Here is a 20,174-nt window from a genome sequence, read left to right as displayed (position 1 = left end):
ACTCCGATACTATTCCTATAATCTAAATATTACATGAGTCTAGCTTTGTTTATAAGAGCAGTAGAAAAAGGAGTTGCATGGAGTGAAAACGGTTGAAAGAATTTTATTAAAGATTATCGCCCTTCAAATTGTCTTTTTTATTATTGGGCAAATGCTTCATACTTGGGATTTTATACCGGAAATAAGAACAATCACTCAATATGAAGGTGTCATGGATTCGAATTTTGTCTCCTTTCTTGAGACCTTCGGTAGATAAGGATGATTATTCATAAATTGTCCTATCCAAAGAGATAGATAAAAGAGAGGATTTAATGATAAAAAATCGAAAGAATATGTTAAAATAAAAGAAAGTGAAGCCGTAAAAGCAAAGCTTTCTCTCCGTATTATTAATGTTGTTTCTCTTTTGTTAATGGGACTAGCTATGATTTCCCATTCCTTTTAGAGGAGAAATAGAATAGGAGAATTTTTTAATAAGTTAATTGGTATATTTGAGCCAGTAGTTCAGGAGGATTTATGGAAAAGAAAATTAGCATTGCAATTGATGGACCTGCAGCAGCAGGAAAAAGTACTGTTGCAAAGATTGTTGCGGAACAATTAGGATACATTTATATTGACACAGGTGCTATGTATAGAGCATTGACCTTTAAAGCAATTAATCATCATTTAAATTTAGAAGATGAAAAAAGTTTAATAAATATGTTAAATGAAACAGTTATTGAGCTTTTCCCAGGTGAACATGGTCAACTAATTTTTTTAGATAACAATGATGTCACAAAGGAAATTCGTTCAAGTGAAGTAACAAACTCTGTTTCCATTGTTTCTAAACATAAGCTCGTAAGGGAAGAAATGGTAAGAAGACAACAAATGTTTGCTGTAAACGGCGGGGTGGTAATGGATGGTAGAGATATTGGTACCCATGTGATTCCGACCGCTGAAGTAAAGGTCTTCCTTTTAGCTTCTGTTGATGAAAGAGCAATTAGAAGACATAAAGAGAATGTATCAAAAGGTTATCATTCAGACTTAGAACAGTTAAAACGAGAAATTGCTGCAAGAGATAAATTAGACTCAGAACGTGAAATTGCTCCATTGAAGAAGGCGGACGATGCGATTGAATTGGACACAACTTCTTTATCCATAAATGAGGTAGTCGAAAAAATTATGGAGCTAACTAGAGAAAAAATAAGTAATTAATGAAAACGAAAGCAAAAATCACTTAATCTTTCAAACTAGTCTAGTGTTTCTTACTTGACAAAAAAAGAAGTTTGTAAGAACTTTAAAGAGAAGGTTTCTTATAAATCGTATGCATGATTAATTTATTTTCGGTTGCCTAAACATTCTTTCGAGAATGTTTAGGCGCTATAGAGTCGAAGGAGGAGTACATATGTCTGAGGAATTAAATGATGTAGTTGTAAATAATTATACTGTCGGAGACGTAGTAAGTGGTCAGATTACGAAAGTGGAAGAGAAACAGGTGATTGTTGCAATCAGCGACAGTAAACTCGATGGGATTATACCAATAAGTGAATTATCTAGCCTTCACATTGAAAAAGCGAGTGATGTAGTAGCTGAAGGAGACAAACTTGAGTTAGAAGTAATTAAAGTGGAAGAAGATGCTCTGGTTTTGTCAAAAAGAAAAGTGGATGCGGAAAAAGCATGGGATCAGCTTGAAGAGAAGTTTAATTCTGGCGAAGTGTTCGAAGCAGAAGTAAAAGACGTCGTAAAAGGCGGACTTGTGGTTGATCTTGGTGTCAGAGGCTTTGTTCCTGCTTCCTTAGTAGAAGCTCATTATGTAGAAGATTTTTCTGATTACAAAGGGAAGATCATTTCTTTTAAAATTGTAGAATTGGAAAAAGACAAGAGTCGCCTTATATTATCCCACCGTGCAGTTGTTGAGGAAGAGAAAAATAAACAAAAACAAAACCTCCTTGACTCAATTGAAGTTGGCGAAACACTTACAGGTACCGTGCAAAGAATTACAGATTTTGGTGCTTTTGTTGATTTAGGCGGAATTGATGGATTAGTTCATATTTCGCAATTATCTCATGATCATATTTCTAGTCCGACAGATGTAGTTCAAGAAGGGCAAGAAGTAAAGGTGAAAGTATTAAGTGTTGATCGTAATAATGATCGTATCTCTTTATCTATTAAAGAAACACAACCAGGACCGTGGGCAGACATTGCAGCGCGTGCTGAAAAAGGTAGTGTTCTAGATGGAACTGTAAAACGTATTGTTTCCTATGGGGCTTTTGTTGAAGTATTCCCAGGGGTTGAAGGTCTTGTTCATATATCTCAAATTGCCCATAAGCATATTGGAACACCTCACGAAGTATTAAAAGAAGGACAAGAAGTCCAAGTAAAAGTTTTAGATGTGAATGAAGAAGAACAACGCCTTTCTTTAAGTATTAAAGAATTAACAGAAAAAGAAATAGACGAAGAAGAAGTATATGAACTTCCTGAAGAATCAAAAGGTTTCCAATTAGGAGATATGATTGGTGAGCAATTGAAAAAGTTAAAAAATTAATGTTATATAATCAAGAGGTGGCCATTTTGGCTACCTCTTTGTCTTTTTACTTATTATCGTTTAGTAATCTTCCTTCTTCTGGACTTTGTAAGCGAGTGGAACCATTATAATGAAGTGCTTGATCGCGATCAGATTCTACTCTGTTACTATTTTTTAATTTTTTTTCCTGTCTATCTTTACCCATTTACAATGCCTCCTGTTTTTCATTTCCATTATAAAATGGATGTCTCCTTCTTTCTTTCATAGAAGTTCTTTTTATTATTCTTCCGTATGCAGAAAATACTTAATGAAAAAAATTCCTAAAAAAATTACCGAATAGTCCCTATGCACTCTTCTATCTTTTTCGTTTAAATTACATAGTTCCGAGACATAATGGAAAAATAGAGGAGAGTGAGGATATGGAAGGATCAATCTTTTTATTCTGTACATGGTGTATCTGGATAATAACAACGTTTTTTATGGACAAAAATAATCCAAAGCGAACAAAATATTCTATTTATATATTAACAGCAATTATTTTAAGTCCTTACCAGTGGGAATGGCAAGGAAAAAGTTGCTCCATTTTGCTCCTAGTTGTGTTAATAATGTCGTTTTTTTATACAGGTACTTTGCGATGGAAGAACTGCATTTATACGATTGTTTCGTCTTTTTTTATGATGTTAGCTTATGTTACATATGAGTTAATGGCCATCATTGATCCTTTTTGGGTATTCATTCCGGGTGTATGGCTGAAAACAAGTATATTATTTACATTCCTTATCTTGGTGCACAAAAATATATCTTGCCAAATACTTGTTTTGCTGATTGGAAGTATTAATGGGGAGATAGTTTTAAGCTTCCTTTTAAGAAGCTATCAGATGGATTATTCCATTGGTTCAATGGCCTTTTTCGATTTTTTAACACTTGGTTTGCTAGGATTGATTTCTCTTTATTACCTAAAAATAACACTTGTTAGATGGGAAAATTATGTATTTTTGCTTGAAAAGGAGAGACAAAAAAACTTATGAGTAATTTCGTTTATCCAATTCTATTTGGAGTAATTGTTGGAACCTTGTTAAGGATGTTTATGCTGCGCACTGATTATAGACAATATCCGACTTATTTACATGGGAAAATCATTCATATAGCGTTAGGTTTTATTGCAGCAGGTTTAGGATCCGTAGCAATACCATCCATATTAAACAAAGATTTTACAGCAGTAACTTTCCTTACTGTTGCCGCCTCTCAATTTCGTGAAGTTAGAAATATGGAGAGAAATACGTTAACAGAACTAGATAGTTTTGAAATGGTACCAAGAGGAAAAACATATATCGAAGGAATCGCGATTGCTTTTGAAAGTAGAAATTATTTAGTAATGTTTGCTGGCTTAGTCAGCACGTTTGGTTATATTGTTTTCAACATATGGACAGGAATACTTGCAGCAATCATCTCGGTTGTCATAGCGAAGAAACTAATGTCTGGTGGTCAATTAAAGGATATAGTAGATATAGAATATGTTCAACCGACATTTAAAGGGGCTGGTTTACATATTGATACCATTTATATTATGAATATTGGGTTACCGGAGCGACAGAAAGAAGTGTTGAAATATGGGATGGGATTTATTCTCACACCAAAGAATTTTAATGCGAGAACTACCATTGCAAATTTAGGTCAAAGACAAGCAATTTTATATGATGTTACAACAGCTCTGGGTGTATACCGTGACTCCGGAACACCTGCGTTAGTACCTCTAGCTAAGAGAGACCTAGAAGATGGAAGAGTTGCTGTATTTGTGTTACCTCAAATACATAATGAAAAAAAGGCCATTCGTATCATTGGTGCAGTTCCAACTCTAGAAAATGCGATTCGCATGCCAAGTAAGCGTGAAGAAAGGGAGGATGAGTTAGAATGACTTTAGAGAAATACATTTTAGCCTCCATAACAACTAATCCAAATAAAGTTGCTCCAGGAACAGGTGTATTTTATTGCCAAGATACAAAGGAATTAGAAACAGTTGCGACTAATTTAGAAGCAATATTAGATGGGATTGCCCATAAAATCAGCGAGGAAGTTTTTATTATTGTAAAACATTAATTATCATAAGAGAGCTAGAAAAAAGTAAGGTTATGCAAAAGAAATATAGTTTTATGTTGCTAGGTTATCATCTCTTTGATAAACTATTTTAGTTAGGGGTCTACCTCTCAGTTTAAGGGTTAACCCCTATTTTACTATTTTTTGTTAAAGGGTATTACTTGAGCAAATCGATTATTGGTTTTGTTTTGAAGGAGAATTTTTTGAATTAGTGTTTATGACATACTCAAAACGAAGCTATAAAAACGGAAAGTACAAAAAAGCTTTAGTGCTTACGTTCATAAAAGAAATAAATAATCTAAGAAATGTTCTTTAACATCGTGATTACCTTAGGTTTATACTGCTAAGGAATCATGCTGCATGGATAGAATGATTATGTATATGAAGGGATGATAGCGATGGCGAAACCAGTTATTGCAATAGTTGGACGACCGAATGTTGGGAAATCTACTATCTTTAATCGGATAGTAGGAGAACGGATTTCTATTGTAGAAGATATACCAGGAGTAACGAGAGATCGTATCTATAGCTCGGCAGAATGGTTAAATCATGATTTTAACCTTATTGATACAGGAGGTATTGATATTGGGGATGAACCATTTTTAGACCAAATACGTATGCAGGCAGAAATTGCAATTGAGGAAGCAGATGTTATTATTTTTATAACAAACGGTCGTGAAGGTGTTACTTCCGCAGATGAAGAAGTGGCGAAGATTTTGTATAAAGCGAAAAAGCCTGTTGTGTTAGCTGTAAACAAAGTAGATAACCCAGATATGAGAGAACAAATTTATGATTTTTATTCATTAGGATTTGGAGAACCGTTTCCGATCTCTGGTTCACATGGTCTAGGACTTGGAGATTTATTGGATGAAGCTGCAAAGCATTTTCCTAAGCGTGATACAAAGGATTACGATGATGATGTTATTAAATTTTCGCTTATAGGAAGACCCAATGTTGGGAAATCTTCATTAGTGAATGCAATGTTAGGCGAAGACCGCGTAATCGTAAGTAATGTTGCAGGAACAACGCGTGATGCAATTGATTCCCAAGTAACGGTTAATGGTGAAGAATTCGTGATTATCGATACAGCTGGAATGAGAAAAAAAGGAAAAGTATATGAGTCTACAGAAAAATATAGTGTCCTTAGAGCATTACGAGCAATCGAAAGATCGGATGTTGTCTTAGTAGTTATTGATGGGGAAGAAGGCATTATTGAACAAGATAAAAAAATTGCTGGTTATGCTCATGAGGCAGGAAGAGCAGTTATTATTGTTGTAAATAAATGGGATGCAGTAGAAAAAGATGAAAAAACAATGAAAACCTTTGAACAAAATATAAGGGAGCATTTCTTATTCTTAGACTATGCACCAATTGTATTCTTATCTGCGAAAACAAAGAAACGTATTCATACTTTAATTCCGATGATTAAAGTTGCCAGTGAAAATCATACACGCCGAGTGGAAACAAGTGTGTTAAATGATGTTATAATGGATGCGGTTGCGATGAATCCAACTCCAACAGATAAAGGAAAAAGATTAAAAATATACTATACTACCCAAGTTGCAGTTGGACCGCCTACTTTTGTTGTTTTTGTAAATGATCCAGAATTGCTTCACTTTTCTTATGAGCGATTTTTAGAAAATCGGATTAGAGATGCCTTTGGTTTTGAAGGAACACCGATTAAAATATTTGCAAGAGAAAGAAAATAAAAGAGGTGTAAAGGATGAAAGATAAAAAATCCGTAGCGATGATTGGTGCTGGAAGCTGGGGGACAGCACTATCATTAGTACTTGGCGACAATGGTCATACTATTCATATTTGGGGAAAAGATGAGAAAAATATTGCAGAGATAAATAATTTACATCAAAATAGTAAATATTTGCCTGGAATTACCTTACCCAATGAAGTAAAAGGCACTACTTCGTTAGAAGAGAGTGTTCATGATGTGGATATCATTGTTTTAGCTGTACCAACAAAAGCGATGCGTGAGGTAATTCCTCAATTACTCCCGTATATTAAAGAACCGAAAACGTTCGTTCATGTAAGCAAAGGAATTGAACCTGGTACATTACTTAGAATTTCTGAAATAATGGAGGAAGAGATACCTGAAAGCATCCGAAAGAGTATTGTTGTGCTCTCTGGACCTAGTCATGCGGAAGAAGTAAGCTTGCGTCATCCGACGACTGTTACAGTATCTTCTAAAAATATGAAGGAAGCTGAACTGGTACAAGATTTATTTATCAATCATAATTTTCGAGTATACACAAATCCGGACCTTATCGGAGTAGAAATTGGCGGGGCGTTGAAAAATATTATTGCAGTGTGTGCAGGGATTGCAGATGGATTAGGTTTTGGTGATAATGCAAAGGCCGCATTAATTACAAGAGGACTTGCTGAAATGGCAAGACTTGGAACAAGAATGGGCGCAAATCCACTTACTTTTGCTGGTTTGACTGGGATTGGAGATTTAATTGTTACTTGTACAAGTGTTCATTCAAGAAACTGGCGAGCAGGTAATATGCTTGGAAAAGGTCATGCACTAGAAGAAGTACTGGAGCAAATGGGAATGGTTGTAGAAGGAATTCGAACAACGAAAGCAGCCCATCAGCTTTCCGAAAAATACGATGTTACGATGCCTATCACAAATGCATTATTCGAAATTTTATTCAATGGCCAAGATGCAAAAGCAGCAGTCGAAAGCTTAATGGCCAGAGGAAAAACGAACGAAATGGAAGATTTAATAAACATTCTTGCTTCTCAGTACATAGAATAAGGAAAAGATGTGTACTTTGTAAATCCTTTCTTATGAAAGGAGAATGAACGAAATCTTTTTATGGAAATTTAGGCGTTTTAATGGTTCGAAAATGGATGTAATAACATAAAATGCCTTGAAGCAACCTAGTGGAATGAACAGGGTTTGGGTCAAATAGTCAATGGAAATCAAAGTGAGAAGTTTCCCCTACTTCTTACTTTGATTTTTTTTTGTTTTTCGACGCTTTACATTATCCTATATTGTTTGAACGATATATGTCTTTGTAACAGTTTGGCAAGTTTAATAGACTGGCTGATAATCAGATTAGTTTTTCTAGTCTTTTATAGGTGATTCCAAACAAAAAGTGTCATATCCCTTCTCTTCTTGTATATATTGAAGAGAAGGTTTTATTTATTCATACACAGAACAAATTGGATTAATATAGCTTATAAATGAATTCATGCTAGTTTCATAAAAAGAAAACGTATAGATGGGCATCATTTTTACGTTCATAAACAAAGGTCTTATTACTTTAAAATAAAAACTAGCAAAAAAAAGGGGAGGAAAATAAAAAATAAGGCATAAAGAGATAGGACAACATCATAAATATATATTGTCTAATAGTATTAAATGGATAATTCTATCCCATGTACTAGGAAAAGTTCAGGAGGGGATCACTTGGAAAAGGTAAATATTTTTAAAGATATTGCCGAAAGAACGGGCGGTGATATTTACTTAGGTGTAGTAGGAGCAGTGCGTACCGGAAAATCAACTTTTATAAAAAAATTCATGGAATTGGTTGTTATCCCAAACATGGACAATGAAGGTGATAGAGCTCGGACTAAAGATGAGCTTCCACAAAGTGCAGCAGGAAAAACAATTATGACAACAGAGCCAAAGTTCGTTCCAAATCAAGCGGCCTCTATTAAAGTAGATGAAGGATTAGAAGTGAATATTAGGCTTGTAGATTGTGTCGGGTATACTGTGCCGGGTGCACAAGGTTATGAGGATGAAAACGGTCCTAGAATGATCAATACACCATGGTATGAAGAGCCTATTCCATTTCATGAAGCTGCTGAAATAGGAACAAGAAAGGTTATTCAAGAACACAGTACAATTGGAGTCGTTATTACAACAGATGGTACGATTGGTGATATTCCAAGAAGTAACTATCTAGAAGCTGAGAATAGAGTAATTGAAGAGTTAAAAGAGGTTGGTAAACCATTTATTATGATTATTAATAGTGCTCAGCCTTATCATCCTAATACTGATGCTCTAAAACAAGAGCTTTCCGAAAAATATGATATTCCAGTTATTGCCATGAGTGTAGAAAGTATGCGTGAAACAGATGTATTAAATGTTATGCGAGAAGCATTATTCGAGTTTCCAGTTTTAGAGGTAAATGTAAACTTACCAAGCTGGGTAATGGTATTAAGAGAAAATCATTGGTTAAGAGATAATTATCAAGAAGCAGTAAAAGAAACAGTTAAAGACATTAAGAGATTAAGAGATGTGGATAGAGTCGTTTCGCAATTTAGTGAATATGAATTCATTGAAAATGCTGGTCTTGCAGGTATAGAAATGGGGCAAGGTATCGCAGAAATTGATTTGTTTGCACCAGATGAATTATATGATGATATCCTTAAAGAAATTGTAGGTGTGGAAATTAGAGGAAAAGACCACCTACTAGAATTAATGCAAGATTTTGCACATGCTAAAACGGAATATGATCAAATCTCAGATGCTTTAAAAATGGTGAAACAAACTGGGTATGGCATTGCTGCCCCCTCATTAGTGGATATGAGTTTAGATGAACCGGAAATCATTCGTCAAGGCTCGAGATTTGGGGTTAGATTAAAAGCCGTTGCACCATCCATCCATATGATTAAAGTGGATGTGGAAAGTGAATTTGCCCCAATCATTGGATCTGAAAAGCAAAGTGAGGAATTAGTAAGATACTTAATGCAAGATTTTGAGGATGATCCATTATCTATCTGGAATTCGGATATTTTTGGAAGAAGTTTAAGTTCCATCGTCCGAGAAGGCATACAAGCAAAATTGTCATTAATGCCAGAAAATGCACGTTATAAACTGAAAGAGACATTAGAAAGAATTATTAACGAAGGCTCTGGTGGACTCATAGCAATTATTTTGTAAGGACTCTATTTTAGAGTTCTTTTTTTGATGAATAAATAAAAAGGCATTTCTTTTATTAGATATATACCCGTTTATAACTTTGTTGAAACAACGGGAGAATAGTTCCATTTCTGCTCAAATTATGGATGAAATTGGTAAAAATATGGTTTTAATGTTACGCTTTTATTTCAAAATAAGAAAATATTGCTATCAATATATAAAATTTCTTGATATGCAGAAATGATTATGATAATCTTTTAAAGGAATTAGCGTTATAAAAGGTTTCTTAATCTTTATTAAAAGCTTAAGGCTTTTCATACTGGAATTTCTTTTTAGTAGAAACCAATTGGTCTCAATTAAGAAAAAATTCAGTAGGACGTATATAATTCCGTTAATTTGTTTACAAATAAAGATATGAAACTAATTTTTAGCTTTTATTTGAAACACTCGGGAGGAGGTGAAAGGCATGAACAAGACAGAATTAATCAATGCAGTTGCTGAAGCAAGTGAACTATCAAAAAAGGACGCTACTAAAGCAGTTGACGCTGTTTTCGATACAATTTTGAATGCTTTAAAAGATGGTGATAAAGTACAACTTATCGGTTTCGGTAACTTTGAAGTACGTGAGCGTGCGGCTCGTAAAGGTCGTAACCCACAAACTGGTGAAGAAATTGAAATCGCAGCAAGTAAAGTTCCTGCTTTTAAACCAGGTAAAGCACTTAAAGACGCAGTGAAATAATTACATACAATGATAGTATTTCACTAAAACCGCGAAAATTATCGCGGTTTTTTTCTGTTATTTTTAATGGTGCAAAGAAACAAAGCTGAATTATGTTCATTTAATTCGGAAAAGATAAAGCAGACCCTTTCCTAAGTGCCAATTGTATCCCTTTACTTTTTCTTGTGATATAATAATTAGAATATGTGATAGAAATGGAAAGTATTTTTTTTAAGTTTGCTTTGTTAATTTGTAGCTCTAAGATAGATAGACAATCTTTCGAAAGATAGTTTCACCTGTCTTAATTAAAAGCAGATGCGAGAAACGAAATTATAGAAAACCAGGAATAAATGGGGAACAAGGGTGATGTTATGGTTATGCAGGAATTAATAGAGAGTGTAAAAAAAAGAGTGATTGAGCGAACTTCGAATCATTATTTGCAAAAACATATACCAAATCCGGTTATAGATGAACATAAGATTTTACTAATTATATCTGTCCTTTTAGAGGCAAATATACAAAAACAAGAAATAATTACATATGCAACAACTATTACACTTATACAAATTGCCCTTGATACCCATGAGCTTGTTACAAATGAAAAGATGCATAAAGGGAACGAAAGAAATCGACAGTTAACAGTATTAGCAGGGGATTTATATAGTGGGCAATATTATAAAATATTAGCTGAAATCGAAGACCTTAAAATGCTTAAATTCCTTGCAGAAGGAATTAAAGAGGTAAATGAGAATAAAATATTCTTTTATCATCAGAATGCGAAAACAATAGAGCAGGTAATAGAAAGCCTGAAAAATATTGAGGGAGCATTAATTAAAAAGCTTGTGGACTTTTATCAATTAGATGGATGGAAATCGCTTGTAGAGGAATATTTGTTTCTTTATCGAATACAAAAAGAAAAAGAATTATATGACCGCACGCAAGGATCAATCGTTGTCGAAACATTTTATAAGTATGAGAATAAGAACAATTTATTATCTATAAGTGCTAAAACAGCCGTATTAGATAAATATTTAAAAGAGACAAGTTCACGACTAGAAGAGATGCTAGAAAATCTTCCTGAATTACAAGCAGTGTTTAGAGAAAATACCTATCAGTTATTAAATGCAATAAACAAACAACAATTGTACGTAGAGGAAGGGTAATTAAAAATGCAAGAGCAGCAATCTAAAGAAGAAAAGGTACATAATGTATTTGAAAAAATTTATAGTAATTACGATAAAATGAATTCAGTCATCAGCTTTCAGCAACATAAACTATGGCGAAAAGACACGATGAAGAGAATGAATGTGCCTAAAGGAGCAGCATGTTTAGATGTATGCTGCGGAACAGCTGATTGGACAATTAGCCTAGCAGAGCAAGTTGGACCAAACGGCAAAGTAGTTGGACTTGATTTTAGTGAAAATATGTTGAGTATCGGTAAACAAAAGACAATGGGATATGAGAATATTGAGCTTATTCACGGGAATGCTATGGAATTGCCATTTGATGATAATCAGTTTGATTTTGTGACAATCGGCTTTGGTTTACGAAATGTTCCAGATTATTTAACTGTTTTAAAAGAGATGCGAAGAGTGGTAAAGCCAGGTGGATTGGTAGTTTGTTTAGAAACATCCCAGCCGACAATGCCGATCTTTAGACAGGGATACTACTTTTATTTTCGATATATCATGCCGGTTTTCGGGAAATTGTTTGCGAAAAGCTATAAGGAATATTCATGGCTTCAAGAATCGGCACGTGACTTTCCGGGTATGAAAGAACTTGCTCTGATGTTTCAAGAAGCTGGACTAAAGAAAGTGACATATAAGCCTTATTTTGGTGGTGTTGCTGCGGTTCATATAGGATATAAATAATCGTGCAATCATAGAGGAGAGTCTAAATCAAAATCCAATAAGCAATATTTGGATCAAGATGGGAGGACTACATTTTAATCCTGTATTCTTGTCCTTGTATTTAGACCTCTTTTTTTCATAAATAGGATTAAATTTATATATAAGCATTTTTATGCTGGATAATTATTTTAAAATATCGATACAAGTTGGGTGAGTAGTTAGTGAAATTAAAAATGATGTACTCATTTTTGAATTCGGATATAGATAAGATTGAGAAAGCTTTGGAAGAAACGGTACAGGCGAACTCTTCCATTTTAAGAGAATCATCGTTACATTTATTGCAAGCAGGTGGCAAAAGAATACGTCCGATATTCGTATTGCTTGCTGGACAGTTTGGTAACTATGATATTCAGGTTATAAAAAAGGCAGCTATTTCATTAGAATTAATTCATATGGCATCCTTAGTTCATGATGATGTTATAGACGACTCCGATTTAAGGAGAGGCCAACCGACGATTAAAGCAAAATGGGATAATAAAGTAGCCATGTATACAGGGGATTATATTTTTGCTAGGTCAATAGAAATTATGAGTGAGATAGATAAGCCAGCTGCTCACAAAGTCCTTGCTAATACGATAGTGGAAGTATGTATCGGTGAAATTCAGCAAATAAAAGATAAATACCGATTTGATCAAAATATAAGGGATTATTTTCGACGAATTAAACGGAAAACGGCATTATTAATATCGGCAAGCTCGTTAGTAGGGGCTATTGTTTCTGATGTTGAGGAAGATTATCAACAAAAGTTATATCGATTTGGTTATTATGTTGGAATGTCTTATCAAATCATAGATGATGTTCTCGATTTTGTAGGTACGGAAGAAGAATTAGGAAAGCCTGCTGGTGGAGATTTACTTCAAGGAAATATTACTTTGCCTGTTTTATTCGCGATGGAACAAGAAAAAGTGCGCGATAAAGTGATAACTGTTCATGAGGCAATGCCTAAGAAAGAGTTAATGGAAATTATCTCCATGATCAAAAATACAGATGCTATCGATCGTTCCTTGCAGGTTAGTGATTTGTATTTAAAAAAGGCTTTGCAAACTATCCATGATTTGCCAAATGGAAAAGCAAAATCTGCACTTAATAATATCGCTAAATATTTAGGAAAGCGCAAATTTTAAGGAATAAGCATACCTTTTGTACATGTTTTTGATGAAAGCGTTTTTAAATTTCTTTTGCATAAATTGGGTTTTTGTGGTAAGTTTTTCATGAATGACCATGTTTACTAGTCTAATACATATGGTAGGAGTGAGCTTATGGAAAGAACATTTCTAATGGTAAAGCCAGATGGGGTACAAAGAAATTTAATAGGGAAAATAGTAACCCGTTTTGAAGAAAAAGGTTTTCAACTTGTTGGAGCAAAGCTTATTCATATTACGGAAAATTTAGCGGAACAACATTATGCAGAACACAAAGGCAAGCCGTTTTTTACACAATTAGTAGATTTTATTACTTCAGGTCCTGTTTTTGCAATGGTTTGGCAAGGAGAGGAAGTTATTGCCAAGGCAAGACTGATGATGGGAAAAACGGATCCTTTGGAAGCTTTGCCTGGTACGGTTCGTGGTGATTTTGGAGTAGTAAAACATAAAAATATTATCCATGGGTCTGACGGGATAGAAAGTGCTCAAAGAGAAATTGCTCTTTTCTTTAAAGAAGAAGAAATAGTAGAGTATAAGAAACTATTAGATAGTTGGATTTACTAATATAGCTTACTTAGCTGTCCTATGCAGGGCAGCTATTTTTTTTGAATGATTAAACTAAGAGACCGGCTACCTTGGAGTATGGGCGATGATATCCAGCCGCTTCCGCTTTTGATGTCTAGCTCCGGGCACTAGGGGCTGATGGGCTTCTCGACCGTTCCCTAGGATAAGGCAACATCGATTCACTAACGTTCATCGTGTATCCTATATCTCAGGAACGGTCGCTCCATCCCACACGCCCCTACCGAGTGCCCTCCGCTTTTCAATGTCAAGCTTCAGCGCCTATCTTCTAGCAAACTTCGGTCGCTTCCCTACGATAAGTCAACATCGTCTCACTGCTTCCCCGTGTTTCCTTTATCTCAGTCAGCGCCCTCCAGTTTGTACGCCGATAACCAGTCGCTTCCGCTTTTCTAGTAATTATATGAATTATCGGAATAAAATTTGGCCGTTTTGTGGGAAAATCGTATATACTTAAAAAGTAGTTGATTTTATTATACTTGTGAGGAATTTTAAATGGAGAAGGATTTTCAAGATTTTATAAAGAATTTTTACAAATTATCAGGAATAGATTTGTCTTTGTACAAAGAGGCACAAATGAAAAGAAGGTTGACATCTCTTTATGAAAAAAGGGGTTTTACTTCTTTTGAAGATTATTTTAAAGCGATACATAAGGATAAAAATTTATTGGACGAGCTATTAGATCGAATGACAATTAATGTTTCTGAGTTTTACCGGAATTATAAGCGCTGGGAAGTACTGGAGAAAAAAATCTTACCCTCTCTTCTACAATCAAAAGCACAATTAAAGGTTTGGAGTGCCGCCTGCTCAACAGGAGAGGAGCCTTATACTTTATCTATGCTTCTTTCCAATGAAATGAAGTTGAGAGACTTTCAAATTCTTGCGACGGATATTGATATTAACGCCTTAGACAGGGCAAAAAAGGGCATTTATTTAGAGCGAGCATTAAACGAAGTACCATCCGCTCAAAAAGATAAATATTTTGAAAAAGATGGTGCAATGTTCAAAATAAAAGAGGAAGTTAAAAGAAATGTAACATTTAAGAAGCAAAACTTATTATCGGATTCGTTTGGCGGACCATTTGATTTAATTGTGTGTAGAAATGTTCTTATCTATTTTACAGAGGATGCAAAAGATTTACTTTACCATAAATTTTCTCAAGCTTTAAAACCTGGTGGAATTTTCTTTGTAGGGAGTACAGAGCAAATTTTTACACCTGCTAAATATGGATTTGAGACAGCAGATACTTTTTTTTATCGGAAAATATAAGTTAATGGCAAAACAACACTGCAAATTTATCGTTGTTTTGCCATTGTTTACATGATTGCTATTTTTCTTATGAAAAGGATTATCGCGTTGTAATATTTTGCGAAGATTTTTAGATTTTCACTATTCATAACAGGATTGGTATGTTATATTGGAACATAATCACTTTAAAGCGTTGAAGGGAGAAAGGATTCATTATGAGATATTTAACATCTGGGGAGTCACATGGTCCCAAATTAATCACAATTATCGAAGGACTTCCTGCTGGAATGCCTTTATTAGCTGAAGATATAAATAAGGAGTTAGCTAGAAGACAAAAAGGGCATGGCAGAGGAAGAAGAATGCAAATAGAAACAGATACCGTTGAAATTGGCGGCGGTATTAGACATGGTTATACGCTAGGTTCACCGGTTTCATTGATTGTAGAAAACAACGATTGGAAGCATTGGACTAAAGTTATGGGACAGGACCCAATTGATGAAGCGGAAGCAAACGAAATAAAACGAAAAATAAGTCGTCCACGCCCAGGGCATGCAGATTTAAATGGCGCTATTAAATATGGTCACCGCGATATGAGAAATGTGTTAGAGAGATCTTCTGCCCGTGAAACGACAGTTCGTGTAGCGGCAGGGGCAGTGGCGAAAAAGCTCCTTGATTTACTAGGGATTAAAGTTGCCTCACATGTCGTTGAAATTGGTGGTATAAAATCAAATATAACTAATTATGAGTCGATTGAAAAACTTAGGGAAATTACGGAAAATTCTCCTGTTCGCTGTTTAGATGAAGAAGCAGGCTTAAAAATGATGAATGCCATCGATGAAGCGAAAGCAAATGGTGATTCCATTGGCGGTGTAGTAGAAGTAATAGTGGAAGGTATGCCGATTGGTGTGGGAAGCTATGTGCATTATGACCGTAAATTAGATGCAAAGCTTGCTGCCGCAATCATGAGTATAAATGCATTTAAAGGAGTAGAGATTGGAATAGGCTTTGAAGCTGCTAGAAAGCCAGGAAGTGAAGTTCATGATGAGATTATATGGGATCAAGAAAATGGCTATTCTCGCAGAACAAACCGTCTAGGTGGCTTAGAGGGTGGAATGACAAACGGTATGCCAATTGTTGTAAGAGGGGTAATGAAGCCAATTCCGACCCTATATAAACCATTAAAAAGCGTGGATATCGATACAAAAGAAGAATTTACAGCTAGCATTGAACGCAGTGATAGCTGCGCAGTTCCAGCGGCATCTGTAGTAGCAGAGCATGCAGTTGCTTGGGAGCTTGCTGCAGCTATTGTTGATCAATTTTATGCTGATCGATTTGAAGGACTTGTAGCTAATATTGCTGAGCACAATAGACATGCGAGGGAATTCTAATGCAGACTGTTTCCATTCAAACAATGTCAAAACATTATGATGTATGGATTGGGGAGAATGTAATTGCAGAACTTTCAGCATTTCTGCAAAAGGAATTTGCTGATGTAACAAAAATTTTAATTATTACAGATGAGTCAGTTGAAAAGCTGCACCTGAAAACGGTTGAAAAGAAACTTTCCTCCTTTCCTGTCGTTAGCTATACAGTGCCAGCAGGAGAAAAGGCAAAAACATTTGATGTTTTTTATGCTTGTTTGACCTATATGCTAGAACAGCACCTTGACCGTAAATCGCTAGTGTTAGCATTAGGGGGCGGAGCCGTTGGGGATTTAGCAGGCTATGTAGCTGCTTCCTTTATGAGAGGAATTCCTTTTATTCAAATCCCAACCACTATTTTAGCTCATGATAGTGCAGTTGGCGGAAAAGTAGCTATTAACCATCCTTTAGGTAAAAACATGATTGGTGTTTTTAATCAGCCAGAAGCTGTCTTTTATGATACAACGTTTCTATCTACACTGCCGCTTCAAGAACTTCGCTCAGGATTTGGTGAGGTAATCAAACATGCATTAATTAGCGATATAAGCTTTTATCATGAACTACGTAGCAAGATAAGTGATTTATCACAAGTAAAAATTGCTTATTGGTCTGAAATTCTTGAGAAAGGTATTCTTGTTAAACAAGCGATTGTTGAAGAAGATGAAAAGGAAACAAGTGTACGTGCCTTTTTGAATTTTGGGCATACATTAGGTCATGCAATTGAGGCAGAGATGGGGTATGGAAAATTTACTCATGGAGAAGCTGTCGTGATTGGAATGATATTTGCGATAAGATTAAGTAAGCGAAAATATGACATAGCATTTTCGCTAGAGGAGTATATAAAGTGGCTTAAACAGTTAGGTTATACTTGTGATATTCCCAATGATTTAGAAATAGAACGTTTAATTGATCGAATGAGACAGGATAAGAAATCTATAAATGGGACGATTCGTTTTGTCCTTTTACAAGAAATAGGATCTCCTGTGCTAGTAGAAGTGAACGAAGCGGTAATTAGAGAAGAATTAGGTTTATTTAAAGGTGGGAAGTAGATGATTAGAGGCGTTAGAGGAGCAATAACGGTTGAACACAATATCGAAGCAGAAATTTTATCTGCAACAGAAAGACTTTTTAAAGAGATGATAAACGCAAATAATATAAAAGCATGTGATGTGGCATCCGTATTTTTGTCAGTAACAGATGATATAAATGCTGCTTTCCCAGCTAAAATTATTCGTATGCAAGAAGATTGGACATATGTACCAGTTATGTGTATGAAAGAAATAGCAGTTCCTCATTCATTAGAAAAGTGTATTCGGATTATGATGCATTGGAACACGGAGCTGCCGCAAGAGGAAATACAGCATACTTATTTAGAAAAAGCAATTCAATTAAGACCTGATTTAACAAAACAATAAACTTGAGGTGAAAAATATGAAATGGAAACAGCAGCTTTTAGGGTTGAAAGCTTACCAGCCTGGTAGAACGATAGATGAAGTGAAAAAACAATTTAAACTTGAACATATTGTTAAGCTTGCGTCTAATGAGAACCCATTTGGAAGTTCTCCAAAAGTATTAGAGGCTTTAAAAAAAGTCGATGGCTCTTATGCATTGTATCCCGATGGATATGCAACAAACCTTCGCTATGCGTTAGCTGATTTTTTAAAGGTTAAACCAGAAGAGTTAGTGTTAGGAAATGGTTCTGATGAAATTATCTTAATGATATCTAGAGCCTTATTAAGACCAGGGTTAAATACGGTAATGGCTAGTCATACATTTGGACAATATAAGCACAATGCAGTCGTTGATGGAGCAGAGGTTCGAGAAGTTCCTCTAACAGAAAAAGCAGAACATGACCTGCCTGCAATGCTTAAAGCTATTGATGATAATACTAGTGTTGTCTGGCTATGCAGCCCAAATAATCCAACCGGTACATATATCCCTGAGCAGGACTTACTTGCTTTTCTAGAAAAAGTTCCAGAGGATGTGCTTGTAGTACTTGATGAAGCGTATTACGAGTATGTAGTGGCAGAAGACTATTATGAAGCTATTTCGCTCACACGACAGTTTAATAATTTAATCGTTTTACGAACATTTTCAAAGATATACGGTCTTGCGAGCTTCCGTGTAGGATATGGTGTTGCCAATGCTAGCTTATTAAACACATTAGACCCGGTTAGAGAACCATTTAATGTTAATACATTAGGGCAAATCGCAACAGAAGAGGCCTTAAAGGATCAAGAATTTGTGGAGTCTTGTCGACAGAAAAATAGAGAAGGTCTTGAACAGTTATATCGTTTCTGTCAGGAAAATAATTTATCCTACTTCCCATCACAAACAAATTTTGTGCTAGTTGATTTCAAAATAGATGGGGATGAAGTATTTCAATACTTAATGAGTAAAGGGTATATCGTCCGTTCAGGTGTTCCATTGAATTATCCAACCTCTGTTCGAATTACAATAGGCTCAAAAGAAGAAAACGATGGTTTGATTGAAGCAATGAAACAGTTTCTTGCTGAAAAGAAAGTGGCGCAATAACAATTGGGAATAGAAGGCGGTGATAGAATGAACGGTCGCGTCTTCATAATAGGTTTAGGACTTATAGGTGGATCGTTAGCTTTATGTATAAAAAAAGAACACCCAGAAAGCATCATTACAGGTTTTGATATTTCCGAGGATAATTTGAAATTAGCCAGTATGATGGGGGTTATTGATAATCTTTCAACAACGATAGAAGAAGGTGCAAAAACTGCTGATTTGATTATTCTTTCTACACCAGTTAAAGAAACAGAAAAAATCATCGAAATACTTTCTAAAATAGAATTGAAAGAAAATGTTATCATCACAGATGTTGGAAGCACTAAGTCTGTTATTACAGAAAAGTCACAAGTACTATTAGATAAAAACGTTACTTTTATTGGGGGACATCCAATGGCTGGCTCCCATAAAAGTGGTGTTTCCGCATCAAAAGTACTTCTTTTTGAAAATGCTTTTTATTTATTAACTCCCCATGAAAAAATCAAGGATCAGCATGTTCAGTGTTTATTAAAATGGTTACAAGGCACAAATGCGAAATTTCTTGTTATTTCTCCTGAAGAGCATGATTTGTTAGCTGGGGCTATCAGTCATATGCCGCATATAGTTGCTGCATCACTGGTGCATCAAGCAGATCAGATTAGTGAAAAGCATAAGCTAGTAACTAGGTTAGCAGCCGGAGGATTTAGAGACATTACGAGAATCGCCTCTAGCAGCCCTTCAATGTGGCGCGATATATTAATACATAATAAAAACGTGTTAATTGAGTTAATGAATGAATGGAAAAAAGAAATGGACAGAGTCCTTACTCTCATTGAAAATGAACGGGCCGAAGAATTATATGACTATTTTTCCCGAGCAAAAAAAGTAAGAGATGGTTTGCCCCAAGATCAAAAAGGGGCAATCCCAGCTTTTTATGATTTATTTGTAGATGTACCGGATTATCCAGGGGTTATATCTGAGATTACAGGTTATTTAGCTCAAGAAAAAATAAGTATAACGAATATTAGAATAATGGAAACCAGAGAAGAGATATTCGGAATTCTGGCAATTAGTTTTCAAACCGAAGAAGATAGAATAAGAGCACAGAAGTGTATTGCTACCTATTCTAATTATGACACTACGATTGGATAAAAGGATGT

The 20,174-nt window shown here is 35.1% G+C and carries 21 protein-coding genes; 20 read left to right on the top strand and 1 reads right to left on the bottom strand.

What is annotated here, in order from left to right; all coding sequences use genetic code 11:
• The first annotated feature begins 82 nt into the window (after nucleotides 1–82).
• The 3 genes from NX902_RS14770 (at nucleotide 83) to rpsA (ending at nucleotide 2,521) form a co-directional block, all read left to right on the top strand.
• A complete protein-coding gene (locus tag NX902_RS14770; RefSeq protein ID WP_163186170.1) occupies nucleotides 83–256 on the top strand; it encodes a DUF5359 family protein in 174 nt (57 codons plus the stop codon).
• A gap of 257 nt (nucleotides 257–513) precedes the next feature.
• Nucleotides 514–1,191, top strand: a complete 678-nt coding sequence (cmk, locus tag NX902_RS14765) for a (d)CMP kinase (protein ID WP_095331817.1) — start codon at nucleotides 514–516, stop codon at nucleotides 1,189–1,191.
• A gap of 190 nt (nucleotides 1,192–1,381) precedes the next feature.
• Nucleotides 1,382–2,521 carry a 30S ribosomal protein S1 gene (gene rpsA, locus NX902_RS14760; protein WP_095331819.1) on the top strand — a complete coding sequence of 380 codons (1,140 nt, stop codon included), beginning with the start codon at nucleotides 1,382–1,384 and terminating at the stop codon, nucleotides 2,519–2,521.
• Nucleotides 2,522–2,567: 46 nt separating this feature from the next.
• Here the strand turns inward: rpsA and NX902_RS14755 are convergent, their stop codons facing one another.
• Nucleotides 2,568–2,705, bottom strand: a complete 138-nt coding sequence (locus NX902_RS14755; protein ID WP_095331821.1) for a YpzI family protein — start codon at nucleotides 2,703–2,705, stop codon at nucleotides 2,568–2,570.
• A 214-nt stretch (nucleotides 2,706–2,919) separates the two neighbouring features.
• Here NX902_RS14755 and NX902_RS14750 point away from each other — a divergent pair, with 214 nt between their 5' ends.
• The 17 genes from NX902_RS14750 (at nucleotide 2,920) to NX902_RS14670 (ending at nucleotide 20,166) form a co-directional block, all read left to right on the top strand.
• Nucleotides 2,920–3,528 (top strand): YphA family membrane protein, encoded by a 609-nt coding sequence (locus NX902_RS14750; protein WP_095331823.1) that lies wholly within the window; start codon nucleotides 2,920–2,922, stop codon nucleotides 3,526–3,528.
• The gene (locus NX902_RS14745; RefSeq protein ID WP_095331825.1) at nucleotides 3,525–4,415 is read left to right on the top strand and encodes a YIEGIA family protein; all 891 of its coding nucleotides are present in this window, start codon (nucleotides 3,525–3,527) and stop codon (nucleotides 4,413–4,415) included. Before NX902_RS14750 ends, NX902_RS14745 begins: the two co-directional genes overlap by 4 nt.
• Entirely contained in the window at nucleotides 4,412–4,597 is a 186-nt protein-coding gene (locus NX902_RS14740; protein ID WP_095331827.1) for a capping complex subunit for YIEGIA, read from the top strand. Before NX902_RS14745 ends, NX902_RS14740 begins: the two co-directional genes overlap by 4 nt.
• A gap of 395 nt (nucleotides 4,598–4,992) precedes the next feature.
• The gene (gene der / locus NX902_RS14735; protein ID WP_095331829.1) at nucleotides 4,993–6,303 is read left to right on the top strand and encodes a ribosome biogenesis GTPase Der; all 1,311 of its coding nucleotides are present in this window, start codon (nucleotides 4,993–4,995) and stop codon (nucleotides 6,301–6,303) included.
• 14 nt (nucleotides 6,304–6,317) lie between these two features.
• Nucleotides 6,318–7,367: an NAD(P)H-dependent glycerol-3-phosphate dehydrogenase gene (locus NX902_RS14730; RefSeq protein ID WP_095331831.1), complete on the top strand. Its 1,050-nt coding sequence runs from the start codon at nucleotides 6,318–6,320 to the stop codon at nucleotides 7,365–7,367.
• A 657-nt stretch (nucleotides 7,368–8,024) separates the two neighbouring features.
• Entirely contained in the window at nucleotides 8,025–9,503 is a 1,479-nt protein-coding gene (spoIVA, locus tag NX902_RS14725) for a stage IV sporulation protein A (protein WP_095331833.1), read from the top strand.
• Between the two features lie 445 nt (nucleotides 9,504–9,948).
• Nucleotides 9,949–10,221, top strand: coding sequence for an HU family DNA-binding protein (locus tag NX902_RS14720; RefSeq protein ID WP_016203034.1), 273 nt, complete (start codon nucleotides 9,949–9,951; stop codon nucleotides 10,219–10,221).
• 329 nt (nucleotides 10,222–10,550) lie between these two features.
• A complete protein-coding gene (locus tag NX902_RS14715) occupies nucleotides 10,551–11,363 on the top strand; it encodes a heptaprenyl diphosphate synthase component 1 (RefSeq protein WP_095331835.1) in 813 nt (270 codons plus the stop codon).
• A 6-nt stretch (nucleotides 11,364–11,369) separates the two neighbouring features.
• Nucleotides 11,370–12,071, top strand: a complete 702-nt coding sequence (locus NX902_RS14710) for a demethylmenaquinone methyltransferase (protein ID WP_095331837.1) — start codon at nucleotides 11,370–11,372, stop codon at nucleotides 12,069–12,071.
• A 200-nt stretch (nucleotides 12,072–12,271) separates the two neighbouring features.
• Entirely contained in the window at nucleotides 12,272–13,234 is a 963-nt protein-coding gene (gene hepT, locus NX902_RS14705) for a heptaprenyl diphosphate synthase component II (protein WP_123257847.1), read from the top strand.
• Nucleotides 13,235–13,369: 135 nt separating this feature from the next.
• Complete coding sequence (ndk, locus tag NX902_RS14700) at nucleotides 13,370–13,816, top strand: nucleoside-diphosphate kinase (protein ID WP_095331840.1); 447 nt, start codon at nucleotides 13,370–13,372, stop codon at nucleotides 13,814–13,816.
• A 510-nt stretch (nucleotides 13,817–14,326) separates the two neighbouring features.
• A complete protein-coding gene (locus NX902_RS14695; RefSeq protein WP_341160805.1) occupies nucleotides 14,327–15,100 on the top strand; it encodes a CheR family methyltransferase in 774 nt (257 codons plus the stop codon).
• Between the two features lie 194 nt (nucleotides 15,101–15,294).
• Nucleotides 15,295–16,467, top strand: coding sequence for a chorismate synthase (aroC, locus tag NX902_RS14690; protein ID WP_095331844.1), 1,173 nt, complete (start codon nucleotides 15,295–15,297; stop codon nucleotides 16,465–16,467).
• Nucleotides 16,467–17,549 carry a 3-dehydroquinate synthase gene (gene aroB, locus NX902_RS14685; protein WP_095331846.1) on the top strand — a complete coding sequence of 361 codons (1,083 nt, stop codon included), beginning with the start codon at nucleotides 16,467–16,469 and terminating at the stop codon, nucleotides 17,547–17,549. Before aroC ends, aroB begins: the two co-directional genes overlap by 1 nt.
• Nucleotides 17,550–17,915: a chorismate mutase gene (gene aroH / locus NX902_RS14680; protein WP_095331848.1), complete on the top strand. Its 366-nt coding sequence runs from the start codon at nucleotides 17,550–17,552 to the stop codon at nucleotides 17,913–17,915.
• A gap of 16 nt (nucleotides 17,916–17,931) precedes the next feature.
• Nucleotides 17,932–19,035 (top strand): histidinol-phosphate transaminase, encoded by a 1,104-nt coding sequence (gene hisC, locus NX902_RS14675; RefSeq protein WP_341160804.1) that lies wholly within the window; start codon nucleotides 17,932–17,934, stop codon nucleotides 19,033–19,035.
• A 27-nt stretch (nucleotides 19,036–19,062) separates the two neighbouring features.
• Nucleotides 19,063–20,166 carry a prephenate dehydrogenase gene (locus NX902_RS14670; RefSeq protein WP_095331852.1) on the top strand — a complete coding sequence of 368 codons (1,104 nt, stop codon included), beginning with the start codon at nucleotides 19,063–19,065 and terminating at the stop codon, nucleotides 20,164–20,166.
• The last annotated feature ends 8 nt before the right edge of the window (nucleotides 20,167–20,174 follow it).

This window comes from Niallia sp. FSL W8-0954 (assembly GCF_038005605.1).
Lineage (GTDB): Bacteria > Bacillota > Bacilli > Bacillales > Cytobacillaceae > Niallia > Niallia circulans_A.
Note: the sequence above shows the minus strand (reverse complement) of the source record. Positions and strands in the feature narration are given on the sequence as shown.